The organism is Pseudomonas sp. 1176_21 (assembly GCF_052850635.1).
In genome coordinates this window covers 268,088-291,822 of sequence record NZ_VXCV01000005.1, presented here as the reverse complement: position 1 = coordinate 291,822, position 23,735 = coordinate 268,088, and the positions used below count along the sequence as shown (strand labels likewise).

General features: G+C 65.8%; 19 protein-coding genes and 1 riboswitch. Of the genes, 9 read left to right on the top strand and 10 right to left on the bottom strand.

Annotation, left to right across the window (positions count from 1 at the left end):
* Position 1 precedes the first annotated feature (1 nt).
* Together FW760_RS14655 and FW760_RS14650 are read right to left on the bottom strand one after the other, a co-directional pair.
* Complete coding sequence (locus FW760_RS14655) at positions 2-388, bottom strand: MAPEG family protein (protein ID WP_054915760.1); 387 nt, start codon at positions 386-388, stop codon at positions 2-4.
* A 23-nt stretch (positions 389-411) separates the two neighbouring features.
* Positions 412-1,245: a DMT family transporter gene (locus FW760_RS14650; protein ID WP_104573011.1), complete on the bottom strand. Its 834-nt coding sequence runs from the start codon at positions 1,243-1,245 to the stop codon at positions 412-414.
* A 170-nt stretch (positions 1,246-1,415) separates the two neighbouring features.
* Here FW760_RS14650 and FW760_RS14645 point away from each other — a divergent pair, with 170 nt between their 5' ends.
* A complete protein-coding gene (locus tag FW760_RS14645; RefSeq protein WP_446443841.1) occupies positions 1,416-2,651 on the top strand; it encodes a cation:proton antiporter in 1,236 nt (411 codons plus the stop codon).
* On the opposite strand, the gene FW760_RS14640 is transcribed toward FW760_RS14645, so the two are convergent.
* Complete coding sequence (locus tag FW760_RS14640; RefSeq protein WP_054915762.1) at positions 2,635-3,516, bottom strand: LysR family transcriptional regulator; 882 nt, start codon at positions 3,514-3,516, stop codon at positions 2,635-2,637. The two genes, FW760_RS14645 and FW760_RS14640, sit on opposite strands and share 17 nt — an antisense overlap.
* Positions 3,517-3,608: 92 nt before the next feature.
* Between FW760_RS14640 and FW760_RS14635 the strand changes: the two genes are divergently transcribed.
* Positions 3,609-4,022 (top strand): VOC family protein, encoded by a 414-nt coding sequence (locus FW760_RS14635; protein WP_116052532.1) that lies wholly within the window; start codon positions 3,609-3,611, stop codon positions 4,020-4,022.
* 45 nt (positions 4,023-4,067) lie between these two features.
* Positions 4,068-5,363 carry a cation:dicarboxylate symporter family transporter gene (locus FW760_RS14630; protein WP_178083059.1) on the top strand — a complete coding sequence of 432 codons (1,296 nt, stop codon included), beginning with the start codon at positions 4,068-4,070 and terminating at the stop codon, positions 5,361-5,363.
* An 18-nt stretch (positions 5,364-5,381) separates the two neighbouring features.
* Here the strand turns inward: FW760_RS14630 and FW760_RS14625 are convergent, their stop codons facing one another.
* Positions 5,382-5,780, bottom strand: coding sequence for an acyl-CoA thioesterase (locus FW760_RS14625; protein WP_043863612.1), 399 nt, complete (start codon positions 5,778-5,780; stop codon positions 5,382-5,384).
* A gap of 183 nt (positions 5,781-5,963) precedes the next feature.
* Positions 5,964-6,069, top strand: a riboswitch (S-adenosyl-L-homocysteine riboswitch).
* 21 nt (positions 6,070-6,090) lie between these two features.
* Here FW760_RS14625 and ahcY point away from each other — a divergent pair.
* From ahcY to FW760_RS14605, 4 genes are all read left to right on the top strand, one after another.
* Entirely contained in the window at positions 6,091-7,500 is a 1,410-nt protein-coding gene (gene ahcY, locus FW760_RS14620) for an adenosylhomocysteinase (protein ID WP_054915763.1), read from the top strand.
* A gap of 96 nt (positions 7,501-7,596) precedes the next feature.
* Positions 7,597-8,442 (top strand): methylenetetrahydrofolate reductase [NAD(P)H], encoded by an 846-nt coding sequence (gene metF, locus FW760_RS14615; RefSeq protein WP_043863614.1) that lies wholly within the window; start codon positions 7,597-7,599, stop codon positions 8,440-8,442.
* Positions 8,443-8,580: 138 nt separating this feature from the next.
* A complete protein-coding gene (locus FW760_RS14610; protein WP_043863615.1) occupies positions 8,581-9,366 on the top strand; it encodes a substrate-binding periplasmic protein in 786 nt (261 codons plus the stop codon).
* A gap of 222 nt (positions 9,367-9,588) precedes the next feature.
* A complete protein-coding gene (locus FW760_RS14605) occupies positions 9,589-11,481 on the top strand; it encodes a DEAD/DEAH box helicase (RefSeq protein ID WP_043863616.1) in 1,893 nt (630 codons plus the stop codon).
* A gap of 65 nt (positions 11,482-11,546) precedes the next feature.
* On the opposite strand, the gene FW760_RS14600 is transcribed toward FW760_RS14605, so the two are convergent.
* The 3 genes from FW760_RS14600 to FW760_RS14590 form a co-directional block, all read right to left on the bottom strand.
* Positions 11,547-12,125, bottom strand: a complete 579-nt coding sequence (locus tag FW760_RS14600) for a YceI family protein (RefSeq protein WP_043863617.1) — start codon at positions 12,123-12,125, stop codon at positions 11,547-11,549.
* A gap of 32 nt (positions 12,126-12,157) precedes the next feature.
* Positions 12,158-12,709 (bottom strand): cytochrome b, encoded by a 552-nt coding sequence (locus FW760_RS14595; protein WP_043863618.1) that lies wholly within the window; start codon positions 12,707-12,709, stop codon positions 12,158-12,160.
* Positions 12,710-12,945: 236 nt separating this feature from the next.
* Entirely contained in the window at positions 12,946-14,739 is a 1,794-nt protein-coding gene (locus FW760_RS14590) for a flavin monoamine oxidase family protein (RefSeq protein ID WP_446443840.1), read from the bottom strand.
* Positions 14,740-14,929: 190 nt separating this feature from the next.
* Between FW760_RS14590 and FW760_RS14585 the strand changes: the two genes are divergently transcribed.
* Together FW760_RS14585 and FW760_RS14580 are read left to right on the top strand one after the other, a co-directional pair.
* A complete protein-coding gene (locus FW760_RS14585) occupies positions 14,930-16,336 on the top strand; it encodes an adenosylmethionine--8-amino-7-oxononanoate transaminase (RefSeq protein ID WP_078479848.1) in 1,407 nt (468 codons plus the stop codon).
* Between the two features lie 107 nt (positions 16,337-16,443).
* Entirely contained in the window at positions 16,444-17,163 is a 720-nt protein-coding gene (locus FW760_RS14580) for a 16S rRNA (uracil(1498)-N(3))-methyltransferase (RefSeq protein ID WP_043859631.1), read from the top strand.
* Between the two features lie 69 nt (positions 17,164-17,232).
* Here the strand turns inward: FW760_RS14580 and trhA are convergent, their stop codons facing one another.
* The 3 genes from trhA to FW760_RS14565 form a co-directional block, all read right to left on the bottom strand.
* Complete coding sequence (gene trhA / locus FW760_RS14575; protein WP_043862136.1) at positions 17,233-17,850, bottom strand: PAQR family membrane homeostasis protein TrhA; 618 nt, start codon at positions 17,848-17,850, stop codon at positions 17,233-17,235.
* A 77-nt stretch (positions 17,851-17,927) separates the two neighbouring features.
* Positions 17,928-18,392, bottom strand: a complete 465-nt coding sequence (locus tag FW760_RS14570; RefSeq protein ID WP_043862137.1) for a chemotaxis protein CheW — start codon at positions 18,390-18,392, stop codon at positions 17,928-17,930.
* Positions 18,385-23,721, bottom strand: a complete 5,337-nt coding sequence (locus tag FW760_RS14565; RefSeq protein ID WP_446443839.1) for an Hpt domain-containing protein — start codon at positions 23,719-23,721, stop codon at positions 18,385-18,387. The genes FW760_RS14570 and FW760_RS14565 overlap by 8 nt, the downstream gene beginning before the upstream one ends.
* Positions 23,722-23,735: the final 14 nt, after the last annotated feature.

Here is a 23,735-nt window from a genome sequence, read left to right as displayed (position 1 = left end):
CTCAGGCCGAGACCACGAAGAAGCTGACGATCAGGCCGATGCCCGCGAACCACACCACCGAGCGCAGCGCGGCCCAGTCGGCCAGGTAGCAGATGATGTAGAGCAGGCGGCTGGTGATGTAGAGCACCGCCAGCACGTCCTGGGTGACCTGCTCGGCATTGCCGACGATGTCGGCGATCACCACCGCCGCGACGAACGCCGGAATCGACTCGAAACTGTTGAGCTGCGCCGCATGGGCGCGGCGCGGCAGGCCTTCGAGCTTGTCCAGAAAACCGCGCGGGTCATGGTTCTGTCGCAGGCTGAAGCGACCACTGCCGAACTTGGCGATGCTGGTGCACACGAACGGCAGCAGCAACGCGATCAATACACACCAGAAAGCGACGGTCATGGCAGGGGTCCTTGTTGTTGGGGTCAGAGTTTCATGATCAGCATGCCGATCAGTACCAGTGCACAAGCTAAGAGCCTCGGCCCGCCGAAAGGTTCTTTGAGGTAGCGCATGCCCATCAGCACCACCAGGATCACGCTCACCTCGCGCAGCGCCGCAGCCTCGGCCACCGAGCCCAGTTGCATGGCCCACAGTACCAGCGCGTAGCTGGACAGCACGCACAACCCCACGGCCAGGCCCAGCTTCCACTGGCTGCGCCAGAACTGCACAAACGGCGCGCGCCGGGCCACCGTCGCCAGCAACGGGAACGGCCAGGCGCTGATCAGCGTCAGCCACACCAGGTAGTCCAGCGGCTGCGACCACAGCCGGATCGCGCTGCCGTCGAGCCAGGTGTAGCAGCCGATGCACAGGCCGATCAGCGCCACCACCGGCAGCATCGACCAGGGCAGACGTTCGCCGCCACCGCCCTGCCACAGCAGGCAGGCCATGCCGCACGGGATCAGCAGAATGCCGAAGATCTGCTGGGTGCTCAGCGTCTCGCCGGCAAAGGTCAGGGTCAGCGCCAGCACCACCAGCGGCGACAACCCGCGCATCAGGGGGTAGACCAGGCCCAGGTCGCCGACCCGGTAGGCCTTGATCAGCAGGTAGCGGTACAACAGCTCGAACGCCGCCGAGGCCAGCATCCACGGCCAGATCTCGGGCGGCGGTACCTGCACGAACGCCACCATCGCCAGGGCGAACAGCAGCGCCACCACGTCCATGCTGGCAATCACCAGCAGACGCTCGCCGCTGAACTTGATCAGGGTGTTCCAGGTGGCATGCAGCAGGGCGGCGATCAGCACCAGCGAAGTGGCGAGCACGGTTGAGTTCCTGGGTAGTGCACGGCTGCGCAGTTTCAACCAGGCGCAACAAAACAGCCAGCCTGCGGTCAACGTTGATCGAAAAAGTGTGTCCTGAACCTCGCGCCGGCGCATCCAAGCCCTGCCCGAGCCATTCGGGCACTGACTTGGAAGCCATTACAGGACCTAGGATGCTTGAGCTAGTTGCCGCGTTTATTTGCCTCACCACCCTCCTCACCTATGTGAACTACCGCTTTATCGGCCTGCCGCCGACCATTGGCGTGATGGTCACTGCACTGCTGTTTTCCCTGATCCTCCAGGGCCTGAGCGTCATCGGCTACCCGGGCCTGGAAGAACGGGTGCAGGGCCTGATGAGCCAGATCGACTTCAACGACCTGCTGATGCACTGGATGCTGGCGTTCCTGCTGTTCGCCGGGGCGCTGCACGTTAACCTGGCCGACCTGCGCGACTACCGCTGGCCGATCGGCCTCCTGGCCACCGTCGGCGTGCTGATCGCCACCGTGGTGATCGGCTACCTGGCACACTGGATCTTCGCCCTGTTCGGCTGGCACGTGAACCTGCTGTACTGCCTGCTGTTCGGCGCACTGATCTCGCCCACCGACCCGATTGCGGTGCTCGGCGCCCTGCGTACCGCCAATGCGTCCAAGCCGCTGAAGACCACCATCGTCGGCGAGTCGCTGTTCAACGACGGCACCGCGGTCGTGGTGTTCACCGTGCTGCTGGGCATCGCACAACTGGGCGAGACCCCGAGCGTGAGCGACACCGCGATCCTGTTCGCCCGCGAGGCCATCGGCGGCACGCTGTTCGGTGCGGTGATCGGCTACGTCACCTACCGCATGATCAAGAGCATCGAGCAGTACCAGGTGGAGGTCATGCTGACCCTGGCGCTGGTGATCGGCGGCTCGGCCGCAGCCTACGAACTGCACGTCTCGGCGCCCATCGCGATGGTGGTAGCGGGCCTGATCATCGGCAACCTGGGTCGCAACCTGGCTATGAACGACATGACCCGGCGCTACATGGACGGCTTCTGGGAACTGATCGACGACATGCTCAACGCGCTGCTGTTCGCGCTGATCGGCCTGGAGCTGTTGCTGCTGCCGTTCTCGTGGATGCACCTGGCTGCGGCCGGGGTGCTGGCAGTGGCGATCCTGCTGTCGCGTCTGCTGACCGTGGCGCCGGCGATCGTCATGCTGCGCCGCTGGAGAACGGTGCCGCGCGGCACCATCCGCGTGCTCACCTGGGGCGGCCTGCGCGGCGGTGTGTCCGTGGCCCTGGCGCTGTCGCTGCCATCGGGCCCCGAACGTGACCTGCTGCTGAGCATCACCTACATCGTGGTGCTGTCGTCGATCCTGCTGCAGGGCCTGAGCATCGGTCGCGTGGTGCGCGGGGTTACCGAGCAGCCTTGACCGGCGAGGGGCTGCCCAGCAGCCCCAGCAGATGCCGCATGGCCACTGGCCGGCGCGGCGTCGAGCCGTGCAGCACCACCAGTGCCCGCGCGTGGCGCGGGTCATCGCCCAGCGGCCAGGCACAGATGCCCTCATGGGGCATGCCGGCCCATTGCGGCACCAACGATACCCCCATGCCCTGGGCCACCAGCATCACGATGGTTTCCAGCGCATCCAGCTCGCACAGCAACTGCGGCGTGATCAGTTGCTCATCCAGGTAGCGCTGGGCGATCTGCCCGCCCCACGACTGTGCGTCATAGCGAATGAACGGGTGCTCGCGCAGCAATGTATCGGGGGCCAGCGCGGCCTGTGCAGCCGGCGCGATCAGAATCAGCGGCTCGACCTTGAGCACCTGCAGCGCCAGTGCCTTGGGCAGCGTGAAGGGCGGGCGCACCAGAATCGCGGCATCCAGTTCGCCGCCGAGCACCTTCTCGTACAGGCTGCGCGAATCACCCGGGGTGATCTGCAGCTTGAGCCCCGGCGCCGATCGCGCCAGACGCTCGATAAGCCCCGGCAATACCCCGGTCAACGCCGTCGACACCGCGCCCACCCTGACGTCCCCCGTCAATCCGTCCTGGCTCAGGTCGTGCTGCAGTTCACGCGCCTGCTCGATGATCGCCTGGATTCTGGGCAACAGCAGCAGGCACTGGTCCGAGGGGCGGATGGCATGCGCAGTACGCAGCAGCAAGGTGCAGCCCAGTGTGCGTTCCAGCGCCTGCACGCGCTGGCTGATCGCCGCTGCCGTGCGGTTCTCGCGACGCGCGGCCGCGGCAATCGAGCCGGTTTCCACCACTGCCACCAGGCTTTTCAGAAAGCGCACATCCATAAGTTTTTCTTTCGCTCAGAGCAAGGCAAAGCCGTTTTACCCCGTCACACGGCCTACTTACCCTCAACGCTCAACCACACGGGGGATACGCCATGAACAGACCCTTTCACGCTGCATACCACGTTTGCGACCTGGAACAGGCGCGTACTTTTTATCGAGATGTTCTGGGCTGCACCGAAGGGCGCAGCACCGCGACCTGGGTCGACTTCGACTTCTTCGGCAACCAGCTCTCGTTGCACCTGGGCACGCCGTTCGCCACCACCCGTACCGGGCAGGTTGGCGAGCACAAGGTACTGATGCCGCATATCGGCGTGGTACTGCCACTGGACGAGTGGATGACCCTGGCCGTGCGCCTCACCCGGCGCGGCCTGGCATTCGAGATCCCACCGGTGGTGCGCTTTGTGGGCGAGCCGGGCGAACAACGCACGATGTTCTTCCTCGACCCCAGCGGCAATCCGATCGAGGTCAAGGGCTTCAAGGATTTCGCCGGCCTGTTCGCGCAGTAACGCACCCTTCGCACTCCCCACAACCACAACAACAAGGGGCACCCCATGGGCATTCGCACACCTTCCAGCCTGGTCACGCGCATCATTATCGGCCTGGTCGCCGGCGTGATCGTCGGCATCCTTCTCAACCAGTTCCCCGAGCACAAGGTCTGGTTCATCGACAACCTGCTGCAGCCGGCCGGCGACCTGTTCATCAAGCTGATGAAGATGATCGTGGTACCGCTGGTGTTCGCCTGCATGACCGTCGGCATCGCCGGCGCCGGCAGCACGCGCGCCCTGGGCCGGGTCGGGATGAAGACGTTCGTGTACTTCTTCACCATCACCAGCATCGCGATCCTGTTCGGGCTGGTGGTCGGCAACGTGTTCCAGCCCGGCGCCGGCGCGGACTTCAGCAGCACGCTGCAGGCACCGGTCACCACGCTGGCATCCAGCACCGAAACGCAGAACCTGGGGCGCACCCTGGTGGCCATCGTGCCGGACAACATCGTGCTGGCCATGGCCGAGGGCAAGCTGCTGTCGGTGCTGTTCTTCGCCATCCTGTTCGGCTGCGCCCTGTCGATGCTGCCCCAGCAGCAGAAGGCACCGTTGATCAGCGTGATGCAGGGCGTATCGGACACCATGTTCAAGGTCACCCACCTGGTGATGCACTACTCACCCATCGGCATCTTCGGGCTGATCGGCGTCACCGTTGCCAGCTTCGGCCTGAGCGCACTGCTGCCACTGGCCAAGCTGATCGGCATTACCTACGTCGCGGTGCTGCTGTTTGCGCTGTGCGTGCTGGGGGCGGTGGCCAGGCTGGCGGGGGTGCGGTTCTTCCACCTGTTGCGCGAGATACGCAGCGAGTTGCTGCTGGCCTACAGCAGCGCCGCCTCGGCCACGGTGATGCCGCAACTGATCGAGAAGATGGAGCGCTACGGCGCGCCACGCCCGATCACCAGCATGGTCATTCCGTTGGGGTATTCATTCAACCTCGATGGCGCGTCGCTGTTCGCAGCGCTTGGCACGCTGTTCATCGCCCAGGCCTATGGCATCGACCTGGGCCTGGCTGACCAGGCGATGCTGGTGCTGATCATGGTGCTGACCTCCAAGGGTGCGGCGGGGGTGCCGGGCTTCATGTTCATCATCCTCACCGCCACGCTGACCGCGGCAGGGCTGCCGGTCGAGGGCGTGGCGATCATCGCCGGGGTGTATCGGCTGATGGACATGCCGGTCACTGCACTCAACGTGCTGGGTAACGCACTGGCGCCACTGGTGATCGCACGCTGGGAGGGCCAGCTCAAGGCACCTGGCCAAACCGCCCCCGCCAGCCCCGCTGCCCCCGACTTGAAGCTTGAAGCTTGAACTGTGCAGCTACCGCCGTCATTCCACCGAGGTATCGAACTGATCCTTGATGAACTTGATCTCGGTACGCCCATGGGGTGCCGGCAAGCCGTCCTCACCCAGGTTGACGAAGACCATCTTGTCGACGGTGAGGATGCTCTTGCGGGTGATCTTGTTGCGCACTTCGCATTTGAGGGTGATGGAGGTGCGGCCGAATTCCGTGGCGGTGATGCCCAGCTCGATGATGTCGCCCTGGCGCGAGGCGCTGACGAAGTTGATCTCCGAGATGTACTTGGTCACCACACGCTGGTTGCCCAGTTGCACGATCGCGTAGATCGCCGCCTCTTCGTCGATCCAGCGCAACAGGCTGCCACCGAACAGGGTGCCGTTGGGGTTGAGGTCTTCGGGTTTTACCCATTTGCGGGTGTGAAAGTTCATGCGTACTCCTGACCGTCTTGCCAATCGATGCCGACAATGATGGCAGAGCCTGCCGGCGGCCTCCATTGAACATCGACTATCGTCTCGATTAATTGACAGAAAGCCTTGGGCCGATGCGCGGGCGCAGCTATAATCGCCAACGCTTCACAGACGGTCATCACCACTCGATGCCGTTCCCGCCACCTGTCCGAGGGGCGCTGCAGCAGGTTCTCCTGTCAGGCTCGGATGGGGCGTTGCCTGCACGGGGTTCCCCGCACGGGCACTAAACGCACAACGGCGCCCATTCGCACACTACGAATGGAGGCTCTTGATGAGCGCTGTAAACACGCCTGCAGATTTTACCGACTACAAAGTCGCCGACATGTCCCTGGCTGCCTGGGGCCGCCGCGAAACCATCATCGCCGAGTCCGAAATGCCGGCCCTGATGGGTCTGCGCCGCAAGTACGCCGCTGAACAGCCGCTCAAGGGTGCAAAAATCCTCGGCTGCATCCACATGACCATCCAGACCGCCGTGCTGATCGAGACCCTGGTCGCGCTGGGTGCCGAAGTGCGCTGGTCGTCGTGCAACATCTTCTCCACCCAGGATCAGGCCGCTGCCTCCATTGCCGCCGCCGGCATCCCGGTGTTCGCCTGGAAGGGCGAGACCGAGCAGGAATACGAGTGGTGCCTGGAGCAGACCATCCTCAAGGATGGCGCGCCATGGGATGCCAACATGATCCTCGACGACGGCGGCGACCTCACCGAGCTGCTGCACAAGAAGTACCCGCAGGTACTGGACCGCGTTCACGGCGTGACCGAAGAGACCACCACCGGTGTGCACCGTCTGCTCGACATGCTGGCCAAGGGCGAGCTGAAGATCCCGGCGATCAACGTCAACGACTCGGTCACCAAGAGCAAGAACGACAACAAGTACGGCTGCCGTCACAGCCTCAACGACGCCATCAAGCGCGGCACCGACCACCTGCTGTCGGGCAAGCAGGCGCTGGTGATCGGCTACGGTGACGTGGGCAAGGGTTCGGCCCAGTCGCTGCGTCAGGAAGGCATGATCGTCAAGGTCTCGGAAGTCGACCCGATCTGCGCCATGCAAGCCTGCATGGACGGCTTCGAGCTGGTTTCGCCGTTCATCGACGGTATCAACAACGGCACCGAAGCCAGCGTCGACAAGGCCCTGCTGGGCAAGATCGACCTGATCGTGACCACCACCGGTAACGTCAACGTGTGCGATGCCAACATGCTCAAGGCCCTGAAAAAGCGCGCCGTGGTATGCAACATCGGTCACTTCGACAACGAAATCGACACCGCCTTCATGCGCAAGAACTGGGCATGGGAAGAGGTCAAGCCACAGGTTCACAAGATCCACCGTACCGGCCCTGGCGATTTCGACGCGCAGAACGACGACTACCTGATCCTGCTGGCCGAAGGCCGCCTGGTGAACCTGGGCAACGCCACTGGCCACCCGAGCCGCATCATGGACGGTTCGTTCGCCAACCAGGTACTGGCACAGATCTTCCTGTTCGGCCAGAAGTACGCCGACCTGTCGCCGGCCCAGAAAGCCGAGCGCCTGACCGTTGAAGTACTGCCGAAAAAACTCGACGAAGAAGTGGCCCTGGAAATGGTCCGCGGTTTCGGCGGCGTGGTAACCCAACTGACCAAACAGCAGGCCGACTACATCGGCGTGACTGTTGAAGGCCCGTTCAAACCAGACGCCTACCGCTACTGATGGGCCAAAGCCGGTGACGCTGCCACAGCGTCACCGGCTTTTTTCTGTGGCCAGCCTCACGGCTGGCCAGCACGATCGGTTTACCAGGATTTCGCCATGTCTCAGGAACGCCGTTACAGCTTCGAGTTCTTCCCGACCAAGACCGACGCTGGACATGAAAAACTGCTCGCCACGGCTCGCACCCTGGCCAGCTACAACCCGGACTTCTTCTCCTGCACCTATGGTGCCGGTGGCTCGACCCGCGACCGCACGCTCAACACCGTGCTGCAGCTGGAAAGCGAAGTGAAGGTACCGGCCGCGCCGCACCTGTCGTGCGTGGGCGACAGCAAGGACGACCTGCGCAGCCTGCTGGCCCAGTACAAGGCCGCCGGCATCAAGCGTATCGTGGCCCTGCGCGGCGACCTGCCGTCGGGCATGGGCATGGCCAGTGGCGAGCTGCGCTACGCCAACGAGCTGGTCGAATTCATTCGCCAGGAAAGCGGTGATCACTTTCACATCGAAGTGGCCGCCTACCCGGAAATGCACCCCCAGGCCCGTCACTTCGAAGACGACCTGATCAATTTCGTGCGCAAGGCCAAGGCCGGCGCCGACAGCGCCATCACCCAGTACTTCTTCAACGCCGACTGCTACTTCCACTTCGTCGAGCGCGTGCAGAAGCTGGGCGTGGACATCCCGGTGGTACCCGGCATCATGCCGATCACCAACTACAGCAAGCTGGCGCGCTTCTCCGATGCGTGCGGCGCCGAGATCCCGCGCTGGGTCCGCAAGCAGCTGGAAGCCTATGGCGACGATGTGCAAAGCATCCAGGCCTTTGGCGAACAGGTCATCACCGAAATGTGCGAAAAACTGCTGCAAGGCGGCGCACCGGGGCTGCACTTCTATACCCTGAACCAGGCCGAACCCAGCCTGGCAGTGTGGAACAACCTCAAGCTGCCACGCTGACTGCTGCACCGACGACAAGGGCTCTGGCACACGCCAAGGCCCTTTTTTGTCGACGCCCGCCTCCAGGCCTGCGCACCTGGCTGAGCTGCTGGCCGAGCCAGGCTGGCCATTCTCGAGCAGCCATCGTACTCTCCAGCCATGCCCGATCTTTACCGACTGTTCGCCGCCCTGTTCCTCGCCTGCCTGAGTACCCTGGCTCATGGCGAGAGGCTGCGCATCGTCACCGACCCCTGGCCGCCCTATGTGTACCAGGAAAACGGAGAGGCCAAGGGCATCGACTACGAGGTCACCGCCGAGGTGTTCAAGCGCCTGGGCATCGAGGTGCAATGGCAGTTCCTGCCATGGAAGCGCTGCCTGGCGATGGTCGAACAGGGGCTGGCCGATGGCGTGCTCGACATCTTCAAGACCGAGCAGCGCGACGCCCAGCTGTTCTACCCCAGCGAACCGCTGTCGCACGTGGAGTTCGTGCTGTTCCAGGCCAACGCCCGGCCCCACGCCATCAGGCACCTGGAAGACCTCAAGGGGCTGACCGTGGGCACCGCGCCCGGCTATACCTACGGCCCGGCGTTTGCCGATTCACCCGACTTCAAGCGCGAGCCGGCACCTACCCTGGAAGCCAACCTGGGCAAGCTGCAACTGGGGCGCATCGACCTGCTGGTCACCGATCGCCGGGTTGGCCGGCATGTGATCAAGAGCCTGGGCCTGGAGCAACAGGTCAGCGAACTGGGGCTGGTGATCGACCGCCAGCCCCAGTTCCTGGCAGTACGTCGCAATGCCGGCATGGACCTGCTGGCGCAACGCTTCGCCGCCGAGCTGCGCCGCTTCAAGCAGGAGCCGGCCTATGCCGAGCTGAACGCACGCTACGCAGGCGCCGAGGTGAATATTCCGCAAACCGTTGAGCAGCAGGAACGCAGCACGCACTGATTGCTCTGTTATACTCCGCCAACCCCGCCAGGCTTACGCCCGGACGCTCGGCCTTGCAAAAGGCATCCCGATCGGCAGGACAGCGCGCCCAGAGCCCGCCCGCCGCCCCCCGGATGCGCATTGAAGGCCCAGCAGGACCGGACGCGATAGCATCACCTGATGCCCGTCGCGCCAGGCACGAACTTCCCATAGGGCTTAGCCCCCACTAGAACAGGATTACTCATGTCCTTTGCTTCCCTCGGTCTCTCCGAGGCTCTAGTCCGCGCTATCGAGGCAGCGGGCTATACCCAGCCTACGCCGGTGCAACAGCGGGCCATTCCCGCCGTGTTGCAAGGTCGCGACCTGATGGTCGCGGCGCAGACAGGTACTGGTAAAACCGGTGGCTTTGCACTGCCGATTCTCGAACGCCTGTTTCCAGGTGGCCACCCCGACAAGTCCCAGCGCCATGGCCCACGCCAGCCGCGGGTACTGGTGCTGACCCCCACCCGCGAACTCGCCGCCCAGGTCCACGACAGCTTCAAGATCTACGCCCGCGACCTCAAGTTCGTCAGCGCCTGCATCTTCGGCGGTGTCGGCATGAACCCGCAGGTGCAGGCCATGTCCCGCGGCGTCGACGTGCTGGTGGCCTGCCCCGGCCGTCTGCTGGACCTCGCCGGCCAGGGCAGCGTCGACCTGAGCCACGTTGAGATCCTGGTGCTCGACGAAGCCGACCGCATGCTCGACATGGGCTTCATCCATGACGTGAAGAAGGTCCTCGCACGCTTGCCTGCCAAGCGCCAGAACCTGCTGTTCTCGGCGACCTTCTCAAAAGACATCACCAACCTGGCCGACAAGCTGCTGCACAACCCCGAGCGCATCGAGGTCACGCCGCCCAACACCACGGTCGAGCGTATCGAGCAGCGTGTGTACCGCCTGCCCGCCAGCCACAAGCGTGCCCTGCTGGCCCACCTGATTACCCAGGGTGCCTGGGAGCAGGTGCTGGTCTTCACACGTACCAAGCACGGCGCCAACCGTCTGGCCGAGTACCTCGAGAAGCACGGCCTGACTGCCGCGGCGATTCACGGCAACAAGAGCCAGAACGCGCGCACCAAGGCCCTGGCCGACTTCAAGGCCGGCACCGTGCGCATCATGGTCGCCACCGACATCGCCGCCCGCGGCCTGGACATCGACCAGTTGCCCCACGTGGTCAACTTCGAGCTGCCCAACGTCGAGGAAGACTACGTGCACCGTATCGGCCGTACCGGCCGTGCGGGCCGTTCCGGCGAGGCCATCTCGCTGGTGGCGCCGGACGAAGAGAAGCTGCTCAAGAGCATCGAGCGCGTCACCCGCCAGAAAATCCAGGACGGCGACCTGATGGGCTTCGATGCCTCGACGGTCGAAGCCGAAAAACCCGAAGCCCGTGAACGTCCGCAGATGAACCCGCGCGGTGGCCGTGGCCAGCGTGCCGACGGCAGCAATGCCGGCGGGCGCAAGGACAAGGGCAAGGACAAAGGCCAGGAAAAGGATAAGCCCGCAGGCGACAGAGCCACTGAGAAGGCCGCCGGCGGGCGCCAAGAGCGCAAGCCCCGTGACAACAGCAAAACCCGCCAGGCACCCTCGGGTCAGGCAGCAGTAGTTCCGAAAATCCCGGCCGACCGTGACCCTGAAGCCTTCCTGGACGACGAAGTGGACAACTTCGGCAACCGTGCCGACTACGTCAGCCCGTACCAGAACAAGGGCGGCCAGGGCCGCAACCGTCGCCCGGGCGCACCGGCAGCCGCCGGTACCGGCACCGGCGCACCCCGCGGTGGCCAGCCACGCAGCAACACCGGTGGTGGTGCACGTAGCGGTGGCGCCGGCAGCAATGGCGAGAAGCGCGGTGGTGCACGCAGCGGTGGCGGTGGTCGCGATGGCCAGGCGCGCCGCGACGGCAGCAACAACCGCAACCGTCGCCCGGCCCGTGACGATCAGTCGTCGCAGGAACCGGCAGTGCGCAACCCGCGTGACGGCCAGTCGCAGCCCAAGATCGTGCACAAGGAATCCAAGATCGACCGGTTCCCGACCGCCGAACAGCTCGAGCAGCTGCCAAGCCGCCCACGTGGCGAGAAGCCTGCGCTGCTGACGCGCAACCGCTGATCCCGCCACTGCGCACACAAAAACGCCGCCCCTAGGGGCGGCGTTCTTGTTTACAGGCCAGGCAATTACTTCTGCTTGACGCCTTCCAGCGAGATGTCCAGCTGGGCGGTCTGTGCCACGTCGCCAGGCAGCTTGATGCCGAAGTCTTTCAGATCCAGCGTGGTGGTGGCGTTGAAACCGGCGCGCTCGCCGCCCCATGGGTCCTTGCCTTCACCGTTGAAGGTGGCCTTGAAGGTCACTGGCTTGGTCACGCCGTGGAAGGTCAGGTCGCCGGTCACGTCGGCAGTCTTGTCGCCAGTGGGCTTGACGGCGGTGGAGACGAACTTGGCGTCGGCGAATTTCGAAACGTCCAGGAAGTCCTTGCTGGCGATGTGCTTGTCACGCTCGGCGTGGTTGGACCACAGGCTGGCGGTCTTCACGTCTACCGAGATCTTGCTGTCCTGCGGCTTGGCGGAATCCCAGCTGAAGGTACCGTCCCAGTCCTTGAAGGTGCCGTGGATGAAGCTGTAGCCCAGGTGGCTGACTTTCCAGTCGATGAAGGCGTGCTGGCCTTCCTTGTCGATCTTGTAGTCGGCAGCCATGGCCTGGCCAGCGGTGAACAGGGCGGTACCGAGCGCCAGAGCGGCAAAAGTCTTTTTCAACATTACTTCTATTCCTTTGGAGTTGAGGTTGAACATCAAGCTTTGCGGCCCAGCATGCGGGTGAGGGTCGCGTCACGGTCGATAAAGTGGTGCTTGAGGGCGGCCAAGCCATGCAGGCCGGCGAAGATCACCAACCCCCAGGCCAGGTAGAAATGGATTTCCCCGGCGACATCCGCCTGGTTGGGCAGGTCGCTGACCAGTGCCGGCACCTCGAACAGGCCGAACACCGGGATGCCCACGCCGTCGGCGGTGGAGATCAGGTAGCCGGTGATCATCACCCCGAACAGGCCCACGTACAGCAGGCCGTGGCCGGCCTTGGCGGCGAAGCGGGTAAGCGGGCCGTGGTTGGCCGGGGCCGGTGGTGGCGGGCTGATGAAGCGCCACAGCACGCGACCGAGCATGATCGCCAGCAGGGTCAGGCCGATACTCTTGTGCAGGTCGGGTGCCGTTTTGCGCCACGCACTGTAGTAGTCCAGGCCGACCATCCACAGCCCCAGGCCGAACAGGCCGAAGACCGCCAGGGCCACGCCCCAGTGCAGGACGATACTGACCACGCCATAGCGAGAAGGAGAATTGCGCAGTTGCATTGCCGTGTTTCCCTGTAAGAACTGTGCCCAAGACTAACCGGTTATCTATCGAATTAAAGCGGAAAATTTCGCTTTGAACGATCGAGAAACATGATCTTTAGTGTGAGACGAACAGGTTAAGGAAACATTAACTCGGCAGGAAGGAATTGAGGTGGCCCCTTCGCCGGCAAGGCCGGCTCCTACGGGCTTGTGCTGCACCTGTAGGAGCCGGCCTTGCCGGCGAAGGGTTCAACGCATCACTGCGCCTTGGCCTGGGTCGCTGTGGCCGGCTTCTTCGCCACCGGCTTGGCCGCAGGCTTTTTGACCGGCTGGGCCTTGGCCGCAGGCTTCTTGGCTGGCGCGGCTTTCGCCGGGGCCTTCTTGGCAGCAGGCGCCGCCTTTGCCGGCGCCTGCCTGGCTACCGGCGCAGCCGCAGCGGGCGTTGGCGCCGGCGCAGGTGCAGCGGCTGGGGCTGGGGCTGGGGCAGGAGCTGGCGCCGCATCAACCGGCTTGGCCGGCGCTTTGTCTACCGGCTTGTCACCGCCACCGAACAACCTCGAGAAGAAGCCAGGCTTGCTGTCCTTGGCCGCCACCGCTGCCGCTGCGGCCCCGGCCGCCACCGCTGCCGCTGCGGCCCCGGCCGCCACCGGCGCCAGCTTGGCCGGGTCGAACGACTTGCCATTGGACATGTCCACCACCTGGCCCGCCGCGCGCTGGCCGCTGCGCAGAGCGCCTTCCAGGGTGCCGGGGTACAGCGCATCGGTGTGTTCGCCGGCAAACGCCACGCGCTGCACCGGACGCTCCCACAGGCGCCAGAACTTGCTGATCTGCCCCGGCCCGTAGGCGAGGTACGCACCGCCCGTGCCGGCATCGGTGCTGTAGCGACGCACTTCATAGCCGGTGAACGCGCCACGCGCCTGCGGGTAGAACGCATGCAGGCGAATCAGCACCTGGTCGACCATCTGCTTGTCGCCGAACGCCTGCAGCAGGCGCGCGTTGTCACCGGACAGGTTGATCACCACGTTGGCGCCACCCTTGAGCGCCGGTTCGATCCACAGCATGCCCAGGCCGGTGTTACTGTAGATTTCGCCCGACATGCGCGCACGGCTTTCCCAGACCGGGGTCTTGAACTTGAGCAGCAGCTGGTCGCGCCAGCCGTAGTTGGTGCCCTTGAGCGCCGCCAGGTGCTGGTTGTCCAGGCCCGGGGTCATCTGGATCTTGGCCAGGGCGCGCAACGGTACCGCCAGCACCACGTAGTCGGCGCTGTAGCCCACCGCGCCGACCTTGACCGTGACGCCGTCCTTGTCCTGGATGATCGCGCTGACCGGTGCGCTGGTCTTGATGGTCTTCAGTTGCTTGACGAAAGCCTGCGCCAGCACCGGGCTGCCGCCGGGCAGACGGGCGGCGCGCAGGTCGCGATCGCTCACATCGCGGTACACGCGGGTCTGCTGCGCGAAATACAGCAATGACAGGCGCGAAGGCTCGTCATAGCGGGTACGGATCTGCTGGTTGACCAGCTGGCGCGCGGTCGGTGGCAGTTGCAGCTTGTCCAGCCAGCCGGAAACGTTGAGCTGGTCGAGGGCGAACAGGGTGCTGTTGGCCGCCGGGTTTTCAGGGTCGCTGATCGAGCGCGCCAGGTCGTCGAGGGTCTTCTCGTAGCGCTTGAGTGCCTCGGCGGTGGCCGGCTGCTTGGTGGCCAGGTCTGCGGCGCTGAAGTACTCGCCATCGATCAGGTAGCTCGGTACGCGCACGAACTCCGGCGCCGGCAGGGTGGCCAGCTTGAAGGTGTCGAGGTAGCGGTTGAGGGTCGGCTGGGCCTTGCTGTTGCCGATCCACTCGCTGGTGGCCAGGCCCGAACGCCCGCCCATGCCCGGCTTGGCTTCCAGCAGGGTCACCTGCCAGCCCTTGTTTTGCAGTTCGTAGGCGGCGGTGAGACCTGCCAGGCCGCCACCGACCACGATGGCCGTCGGCTGCTTGGCAGCCGCGAGGGCGCCCGCGCTGAACAGCCCTATCATTACCAGCGCGCAGGCGCGCAGCCAACCAGCAGACATTCGGCGAACTCCGGATCAAAGGCGGAAAATGCGGGGTGAACCCCCCGGGAAAAACGTCGGTGAAGGATACGTCAGGCCGCCCGGGCCTGCCACTAATGCCCGCACCGTTTGCGCCTTATGGGTTGTCCTGCCCCGGCGCTTTGCATAGGCTTGCGCGGTTACCCGAACCCGCGTCGCCAGGAGAGAGCCCATGGGCCTGAATCAACAGTGGATGGAACGTGACCTCAAGGTCCTGTGGCATCCCTGCACCCAGATGAAAGACCACGAGCACCTGCCGCTGATTCCGATCAAGCGTGGCGAAGGCGTATGGCTCGAAGACTTCGAAGGCAAGCGCTACCTCGACGCGGTGAGTTCCTGGTGGGTCAACGTGTTCGGCCACGCCAACCCGAAGATCAACCAGCGCATCAAGGACCAGGTCGACCAGCTCGAACACGTGATCCTCGCAGGCTTCAGCCACCAGCCGGTGATCGAGCTGTCCGAGCGCCTGGTCAAGCTCACCCCCGAGGGCCTGAACCGCTGCTTCTACGCCGACAATGGCTCCTCGTGCATCGAAGTGGCGCTGAAGATGAGCTTCCATTACTGGCTCAACAAGGGCCAGCCGGACAAGAAGCGCTTCGTCACCCTGAGCAACAGCTACCACGGCGAGACCATCGCGGCGATGTCGGTGGGCGACGTGCCGCTGTTCACCGAGACCTACAAGGCACTGCTGCTCGACACCCTCAAGGTGCCCAGCCCCGACTGCTACCTGCGCCCCGAGGGCGTGAGCTGGGAAGACCATTCGCGCACGATGTTCGCCGCCATGGAACAGACCCTGGCCGAGCACCACCAGAGCATCGCCGCCGTGATCGTCGAACCGCTGATCCAGGGCGCCGGCGGCATGCGCATGTACCACCCGGTGTACCTCAGGCTGCTGCGCGAGGCGTGCGACCGCTACGGCGTGCACCTGATCCACGACGAGATCGCCGTAGGCTTCGGGCGCACCGGCACGATGTTCGCCTGCGAGCAGGCCGGCATCCGCCCCGACTTCCTGTGCCTGTCCAAGGCCCTCACCGGCGGCTACCTGCCGCTGGCCGCGTGCCTGACCACCGACGAGGTGTACAGCGCGTTCTACGACGATTACCCGACCCTGCGCGCGTTCCTGCACTCGCACAGCTATACCGGCAACCCGCTGGCCTGTGCCGCGGCGCTGGCGACCCTGGACATCTTCGAGCAGGACAACGTGATCGAGGCCAACAAGGCCCTGGCCACACGCATGGCCACGGCCACCGCGCACCTGGTCGACCACCCGCATGTGGCCGAAGTGCGCCAGACCGGCATGGCCCTGGCCATCGAGATGGTGCAGGACAAGGTCAGCAAGACCGCCTACCCGTGGCAGGAGCGGCGCGGCCTGAAGGTGTTCGAGCATGCCCTGACCCGTGGTGCGCTGCTGCGCCCGCTGGGCAGCGTGGTGTACTTCCTGCCGCCGTACGTGATCACCCCCGAACAGATCGACTTCCTGGCCGAGGTGGCCAGCGAGGGCATCGATATCGCCACGCGCAGCAGCGTGAGCGTGGCGGTGCCGGCCGATTTCCATCCTGATTTCCGCGATCCGGGCTAAACAGCATCGCGGGTCCCAGCTCCCACAGGGATCACCTGTAACCCTACAGGAGCAGGCTTGACCCGCGATGGCGCCCGAACTGCCTCCATCTTATTCAGAGCAGAACCATGAGACTGTCCCGCTTCTTCATCGACGCCCCCCTGAGCCTGGGCGAGCACGACCTGCCCGAGGCCCAGGCCCACTACATCGGCCGCGTGCTGCGCATGGCGCCGGGCGATGCGGTGCAACTGTTCGACGGCAGCGGCCAGGAATACCTGGGCGAACTGCTCGAGGTCGGCAAGAAGAGCGTGCGCGTCACGCTCGCCCAGGCCCTCCCCGGCCAGGCCGAATCCCCCCTGCACGTGCACCTGGGCCAGGGCCTGTCCCGTGGCGAGCGCATGGACTGGGCGATCCAGAAGGCCACCGAACTGGGCGCCAGCGTGATCACCCCGATCGTCAGCGAACGCTGCGAGGTGCGTCTGAAGGACGAACGTGCCGACAAGCGTCTGGCCCACTGGCGCCAGGTGGCGATCAGTGCCTGCGAACAATGCGGGCGCTCGACAGTGCCGACGATCCATTCGCCGGTGCTGCTGGCAGACTGGCTCAAGGCGCGAGACGAGGCGCTGAAACTGGTGCTGCACCCGGTGGCCGAACCCTTGACCAGCCATGCCAGGCCCGCGAGCCTGGCGTTTCTGATCGGGCCGGAGGGCGGCTTGTCGGAGGTAGAAGTGGAGCAGGCCAAGGCGGCAGGGTTCCATGCCGCGCGCCTGGGCCCGCGGGTGCTGCGTACCGAAACGGCGCCAGTGGTGGCGCTGGCAGTGGCGCAGCAGCTGTGGGGCGACTTCTAGACCGCGTCGCGGCGTTCGCCGGCAAGGCCGGCTCCTACTGCAGGAGCCGGCCTTGCCGGCGAAGGGGCCCTAAAGCACGTAGAAAAATATCGCGATAAAGTGCAGCAGGCTGCCGGCAATCACGAACAGGTGCCAGATGCCATGCCAATGGCGGAAGCGGCTGTCATAGGCAAAGAAGATGATGCCGATGGTGTACAGCGCGCCCCCCGCCGCCAGCCAGGCGAACCCCGCCGTACCCAGGCTGGCCAGCAGCGGTTTGACCGCCACCAGCACGATCCAGCCCATCAGTGCGTAGATCACGATGGACAGCACGCGCGCCTCGGAGCGCGGCTTGATCTCCTGCAGCATGCCGATAACCGCCAGCCCCCACACCACCCCGAACAGGCTCCAGCCCCACGGACCGCGCAGGCTCACCAGGCAGAACGGGGTATAGCTGCCGGCAATCAGCAGGTAGATCGACAGGTGATCGAGCTTGCGCATGATCACCTTCGCCCGCCCGCGCACGCTGTGATAAAGGGTCGAAGTGCTGTACAGCAGCATCAGCGTGAAGCCGTAGATGGCCAGGCTGACGATCTTCCAGGGGTCGCCCTGCATCCCGGCCACCACCAGCAGCCAGATCGCGCCGATGCAGGCCAGAACCGCGCCCACCAGGTGGGTCCAGGCATTGAAACGTTCACCGTGGTACATGCATTGATGCCCTCCGTAGAATGATTCGCTCCTCTACCCTACACAAGCCCGGCATCAAGTGCATTACGTGGTTGGTACTAGGCCCCGGCCGTCTGCAACAGCTGTTCCAGCCCGGGCAGGTCCGGTACCCGCGCCACCTGCTCGCCCACCTGCACCGCCGCCAGCTCCAGCGGCGCCAGCGGCACATCGACGTAGTTGAGCTGGCTGTCGAGCTTGCACGTGCGCGGTATGCCCTGCACCAGCAGGGCGAAGAAACGCCGCGGCGTATCGCCCAGGGCATTGAGCACCACGATGCGCGCGCGCTCGCCAACCTGGGTCTGGCCACCGCAGGCCGCCTCGAAGCTCAGCAGCGGCAGGCGCTGGCTGCGCCAGTCGATCCAGCCCAGCAACCAGGCCGGCTGATGCGGCAAGGGCGTGCACGGCTGGTAGCCGATCAGCTCGGCCACCGCCACGTTGGGCAGCACCAGGCTGCGGTCGCTCAACGGCAGCAACAGCCCGGTGAGGGTGTTGCGCCGATTGTTGCGAGGGGTCTGTTCAAGCATGCGGGGTACTCCAGCGGGCAATGCTCTGCAGCAGCACCGACTCCTGGTAGGGCTTGCCCAGGTAGTCGTTGACGCCAATGGCCATGGCCCGGTCGCGGTGCTTCTGGCCGGTACGCGAGGTGATCATGATGATAGGCAGGTCCTTCAGGTGCGGGTCCTGGCGCACCTGGGTGGCCACCTCGAAGCCGTCCATGCGTGGCATCTCGATGTCCAGCAGCAGGATGTCGGGACGGTGTTCGGCCAGCACACTCATGGCATCGACCCCATCCTTGGCCGTCAGCACGTTCATTCCATGGCGCTCCAGCAAGCGCCCGGTCACCTTGCGCACCGTGACCGAATCGTCCACCACCAGCACCAGCAACGGACGTGCGGCGGCATTGCCAGGGTGCTCCAGGCGCAGGCGTGCGGCGCCCTGGGCCACCTTGGACAACTGCAGGTGCAGCGCACGCAGTTGCGCCAGCAGGTCGAGAATCAGTACCACGCGGCCATCGCCCAGCAGGGTCGCCCCGGCCAGACCGTGCACTGCGGCAAACTGCGGGCCAAGGCTCTTGACCACGATTTCACGGCTGGCCGCCAGGCTGTCCACCTGCACGGCGAACTGCTGGTCGTGGGCCTGCACCAGCAGTACCGGCAGCGGCAGACTCTGCCCCAGCAGGCGCGGCTGCACCTCGCCCTGCAGCAGTTCGCCGAGGTAGCGCAGTTCATAACGGTGGCCGGCGTAGCGGTAGCACGGCGGGTCCAGCTGGTAGCAGGCCTCGAGCTCGGCCGGCGGTACACGGACCACGCCCTCGATGGTGTTCAGCGGCACCGCGTACTGTTCTTCGCCGTAGTTCACCATCAGTGCGCGATTGACCGACACGGTGAACGGCAGGCGAATCAGAAAACGCGCCCCCTTGCCCGGCACCGAGTTGATCACCATCGAGCCGCCCAGTTGCTTGACCTCTTCGTGCACCACGTCCATGCCCAGGCCACGCCCGGAAATCTGGGTGATCTTCTCGGCAGTGGAGAACCCGGGCCGCAGGATGAACTGCATCACCTCGTGATCGCTCAGTTCGGTGGCAGGGTCCAGCAGGCCGCGCTTGATCGCCTTTTGCCGCACCGCCTCCAGCGGCACGCCGGCGCCATCGTCGGTCATTTCGATGACGATATCGGCGCCTTCGTGCAGCAGGTTGAGGGCGATGGTGCCCTGCTCCGGCTTGCCCGCCGCCAGGCGCGCCGCACGGTTTTCCATGCCGTGGTCGACGGCATTGCGCAGCATGTGTTCCAGCGGCGCCACCATGCGTTCGAGCACGCTGCGGTCCAGCTCGCCCTCGGCATTGCCCACCACCAGCTCGACCTGCTTGCCCAGCTCGCTGGCAACTTGGCGCACCACCCGCTGCAGGCGCGGCACCAGGCGCTCGAACGGCACCATGCGGGTGCGCGTCAGGCCTTCCTGCAACTCGCTGTTCACCCGCGCCTGCTGTTGCAGCAGGCTGTAGGCGTCATGGGCACGCACGGCCAGGGTTTCCTTCAGGTCCAGCAGATCGGAGGCCGACTCGAACAGGGCCCGCGACAGCTGCTGCAACTGTGAATGACGGTCCATTTCCAACGGGTCGAAGTCGTCATAGCCCAGCGCCTCGCCTTCGCTCTGCTGGCGGCTGAGGATGCGCCCCTGGGTCTCGGTATCGAGCCGGCGCAGCTGGTCGCGCATGCGCTCGAGCGTGGTTTCCATCTCGCCCAGGGCCACCTGCGCATCGTTCACCTGCTGTTCGATGCGCCCGCGAATGATCGAGTTCTCGCCCGCCAGGTTGCCCAGGTCATCGAGCAGCTCGGCCGTCACCTTGACCATGTCGGCCGGGGCACGCTCCGGGCTCGGCGCCGCCACTTCCACCGGGGCCACCTCGGCGCCGGGCGTTGCGGCGGCGGTGTCGCTCAGGGCAGCACTGCTGAAATTGCGGATATAGTCGATCAGCGCCGTGGCAGCGTGCAGCGGCTGGTGCAGGCGCACCGCATCGAGCATGTGCGCCAGGCGGTCATGGCAGTTCTGCAGCAGGCTGAACAGCGCCGGGCTGGGTTGCAACTGCCCGGCCGCCAGGTGTTCATAGAGGAATTCGAGTTCATGGGCCAGGTCGCCGATGGGCGCGATCTCGACCATGCGCGCACCGCCCTTGAGGGTGTGCAGGTCGCGCAGCAGGTTCTCCACCTCCACCCCGTTGCGCGGGTCGGCCTGCCAGCGCAGCAGCGCGGCACCGGCACTTTCGGCGATGTCGAAGCCTTCCTCGAGAAAGATCTCCAGCAGTTCCTTGTCGCCCTCGTGACGCTGGGGCTCCGCCGGCTTGCCTTGGGGCTCGGGCGCCGGTGCGGTGTGACGGAACTCGCGCAGGGCTGCCAGCTGTTCCACCACCAGCTCCGTTGCCTGTCCCTGCTGCACCTGCTCGAGCAGACGCCCGAGCAACGCATGGCTTTCACGCAGCAGGCCCGGCAACAGGTTGCCGGGCTGGTAACGGCGATCGACCAGGCCTTCGTAGAGCAACTCCAGCTCCTGGGCCAGCACCTCGACCGCCCCCACCTGCGCCAGCTGTGCGCCACCCTTGAGGGTCTGCAGGTCGCGCTGCAGCGACGACAGCGCCGAGCCGTTGTCGGGGTCGCCGGCCCAGCGCGCCAGGGCCTGGTCGGCCCCTTCGAGGATGTCGCGGGCCTCTTCCAGAAACAGCTCGACCACCTCGCTGTCGTGCGCCTGGCGTTGCAGCGCGCGGGTGGCATCGCCCAGTTCGGCGATCTGCCCGGGCTGCTCGCCCTGGCTGCGCACCAGGCCCATGGCATCCGGCGCCAGGCCTTGTTCGAGCAGCTCGCGCAATGCGTGCAGGCGTTGCGGTTGCGGGTCCACTTCCTGGCCGGCGGCAATCTGGTCGAGCATGTCGATCAGGGCTTCATGGGCCCGTTGCGCCTCGCCGAAGAAGCGCTCGCTGACCGCCAGGCTGCTCTCCTCCACCGCGCCGTACAGGTCCAGCAGCGCCTCGCACAGTTCGTCCACCTGCCACAGGTCGGCCAGGTGCGCGCTCTGCCCCAGGGTGGTCAGTTCATCCAGCAGCGCAGTCAGCTCCTGGCGCTCGCCGGGGTGCTCCTGCCAGCGTTGCAACAGGGTTTCGGCGTCCAGCAGGATGTCCATGCCCTGGGCCAGGAAGCTGGCGATCAGTTGCGGGTCGCGCTTGACCCGCAGGCCCTGGCTCGGCGCATCGCGCAGTGCCTGCAGGCGCGCAGCAACCACCTGGTCGATCTGTTCGATGAGGGTCCGGGCACCGCCGATGGGTGCTAGCGGGGTGGTGTCGAGCTGTGCCAGACCGCGGCGCAGCAGCGGTTCGGCCATCTGCAGCAGGTACAGCTCGTCAAGGTCCAGGCCCAGCTGGTGGGCCTTGAATTCGCGGGCAAGCAGGTCCAGTGCGCTGGCCAGCTCGGCGATCGGCACCACCCCGGCCATCGCGGCGCTGCCCTTGAGGGTATGCAGCGCCCGTTGCAGGCTGTCGCTGACCGGCACCGGCAACTGCACCTCGGCGGCCTGCAGAAACTCGTCGACACTGGCCAGGTGGGTCTGCGCCTCGTTGCGGAAGATCTCCAGCAGGCGCGGGTCGAAGGCCGGCTCCGGGGCTGTGACGCCCAGCGGGTCGTTCATCGCCAGCGCATGCAGGCGCGTGGCCAGGCGCTCGACCTCGGCATGGGGCAGAGCCTGGGCCTGGGCGAATTCGTCCAGCAACGGCGTCAGCAGCGCAATGCTCTGCTCGAGCCCGGCCAGCACATCGCCGCTGGCTTCGACGCGGCCTTCGAGCATGCGGTTGAGCAGGTGCTCGGCGGCCCAGGCAAGCTCGGCCAGCACCTGGGCGCGCACCATGCGGCCGCTGCCCTTGAGGGTGTGGAAGGCGCGGCGCATTTCCACCAGCGCGTCACGTGCCGCCGGGTTGCCCCGCCATATCGCCCAGTGCTGCTGCAATTGCTGCAGCACCTCCTCGGCTTCCTCCAGGAACACCTCGCGCAGCTCGTCGTCCAGCGGTGCCTCGTGCATCTCGGGCGCAGGCGCGGGTGCCGACGGGGCCGGCGGCAGGCTCGGGAACCCCAGTGCGGCCAAGGCCAGCTGGGTGCGCTCGAGCCATTCGTCCAGGTCGGCCTGGGGGTCGATGGCGCGCCATTGCAGGTACAGTTCCAGGCTGCACAGGGCATCGGCCAGGTGATCCAGCGCGGCGTTGTCCGGCAGCCGCTCGGCGTACAGCAGGTGGGTCTCGACGTAATCATGGCAGCGCCGCACCAGCGCCGCCGCCCGGGGCAGCATGAGCATCGCCAGCGCCCCGCGGATCTGCGTGAACAGCCCCGGTAGCGGTTGCAGGCGCAGGCGATCCCAGCCGGCCTCCAGGCAATCGGCGATCAGGTCCTTGGCCTGCAGCAGCACGCCGTGGGCCTCGTCCAGCACCAGTCGGCGAATGTCGTCCAGGTCGGTGCCGGGTACGCTGGCCTGGCTGACCGACTCGATCGAGCCCACCATGCCGCCCAGGGTCGCCTCGACATACAGCAGCGCCCCGGCAACATCCATCAGCAGCGCATCCTCGGGCACCCGCTGGCCCTGGGCCAGGGCCTGAAGCACCGTCACCTGGTCGATGATCACCCGGCGCGGCTGGCCGAAGCCGAGCACCGCCAGGGTATCGGCGATCTGGCGCAACGGCGCCAGCAGCGGGGCCAGCGCCTCGACCTGCTGGCGGTCGCTGCGCACGAACAGGTCCAGTTGCTCCTTGATGCGCACCAGGTCTTCGCGCACTGCCAGCACCACCGAACGCATCGCATCGCGCCCCGGCACCGCCTCGAGCGGGTCACGCAGCGCGCCGAGGCTCAGGTCCAGCCCCGCAGCGGGCTCGGCGACGGTCTGCTCGCCCGGCAGGCTGGCCTGGGCCAGCGCCGGCGCGCCACGCGCGGCACGCAACGGGTTGAGCAGTGGCAGCACCAGCAACGGCAGCTCGTGCCGGGCGCCGCGCAGGCGTTGCAGGTACTGCGGCAGCTGCTCCAGCGCCCTGAACAACGCGCCCAGCGCGTCACCGCGAGAGGCCACGCGGCCTTCGCCCAGGGCCTGGGCCAGCTGCTGCATTTCACGGGTCAGCAAGGCCGCGCCTTCCAGCTCGAGCATCTGCAGGCAACCGCGCACCTGGCGCAGCGGCGCGTCGAAACGCTCCAGCACCTGGCTGTCGCCAGCGTCGCCGGCAAACTGCTCCAACGCCTGGCGGGCCTGGGCCAGGCAGTCGTCGATGGGGCCCTTGACCCAGGCCAGGGCCACCTTGTCGTGGCGCTCGGCGATACGCACTTTAGTAGCCATAAAGTCCCACGCGC

What these genes read in the sequence shown, in the direction of transcription:
- FW760_RS14655 (WP_054915760.1), bottom strand. Translation starts at nt 388, where the DNA reads ATGACCGTCGCTTTCTGGTGTGTATTGATCGCGTTGCTGCTGCCGTTC.
- FW760_RS14645 (WP_446443841.1), top strand. Translation starts at nt 1,416, where the DNA reads ATGCTTGAGCTAGTTGCCGCGTTTATTTGCCTCACCACCCTCCTCACC.
- FW760_RS14640 (WP_054915762.1), bottom strand. Translation starts at nt 3,516, where the DNA reads ATGGATGTGCGCTTTCTGAAAAGCCTGGTGGCAGTGGTGGAAACCGGC.
- FW760_RS14635 (WP_116052532.1), top strand. Translation starts at nt 3,609, where the DNA reads ATGAACAGACCCTTTCACGCTGCATACCACGTTTGCGACCTGGAACAG.
- FW760_RS14630 (WP_178083059.1), top strand. Translation starts at nt 4,068, where the DNA reads ATGGGCATTCGCACACCTTCCAGCCTGGTCACGCGCATCATTATCGGC.
- FW760_RS14625 (WP_043863612.1), bottom strand. Translation starts at nt 5,780, where the DNA reads ATGAACTTTCACACCCGCAAATGGGTAAAACCCGAAGACCTCAACCCC.
- ahcY (WP_054915763.1), top strand. Translation starts at nt 6,091, where the DNA reads ATGAGCGCTGTAAACACGCCTGCAGATTTTACCGACTACAAAGTCGCC.
- metF (WP_043863614.1), top strand. Translation starts at nt 7,597, where the DNA reads ATGTCTCAGGAACGCCGTTACAGCTTCGAGTTCTTCCCGACCAAGACC.
- FW760_RS14610 (WP_043863615.1), top strand. Translation starts at nt 8,581, where the DNA reads ATGCCCGATCTTTACCGACTGTTCGCCGCCCTGTTCCTCGCCTGCCTG.
- FW760_RS14605 (WP_043863616.1), top strand. Translation starts at nt 9,589, where the DNA reads ATGTCCTTTGCTTCCCTCGGTCTCTCCGAGGCTCTAGTCCGCGCTATC.
- FW760_RS14600 (WP_043863617.1), bottom strand. Translation starts at nt 12,125, where the DNA reads ATGTTGAAAAAGACTTTTGCCGCTCTGGCGCTCGGTACCGCCCTGTTC.
- FW760_RS14595 (WP_043863618.1), bottom strand. Translation starts at nt 12,709, where the DNA reads ATGCAACTGCGCAATTCTCCTTCTCGCTATGGCGTGGTCAGTATCGTC.
- FW760_RS14590 (WP_446443840.1), bottom strand. Translation starts at nt 14,739, where the DNA reads ATGTCTGCTGGTTGGCTGCGCGCCTGCGCGCTGGTAATGATAGGGCTG.
- FW760_RS14585 (WP_078479848.1), top strand. Translation starts at nt 14,930, where the DNA reads ATGGGCCTGAATCAACAGTGGATGGAACGTGACCTCAAGGTCCTGTGG.
- FW760_RS14580 (WP_043859631.1), top strand. Translation starts at nt 16,444, where the DNA reads ATGAGACTGTCCCGCTTCTTCATCGACGCCCCCCTGAGCCTGGGCGAG.
- trhA (WP_043862136.1), bottom strand. Translation starts at nt 17,850, where the DNA reads ATGTACCACGGTGAACGTTTCAATGCCTGGACCCACCTGGTGGGCGCG.
- FW760_RS14570 (WP_043862137.1), bottom strand. Translation starts at nt 18,392, where the DNA reads ATGCTTGAACAGACCCCTCGCAACAATCGGCGCAACACCCTCACCGGG.
- FW760_RS14565 (WP_446443839.1), bottom strand. Translation starts at nt 23,721, where the DNA reads ATGGCTACTAAAGTGCGTATCGCCGAGCGCCACGACAAGGTGGCCCTG.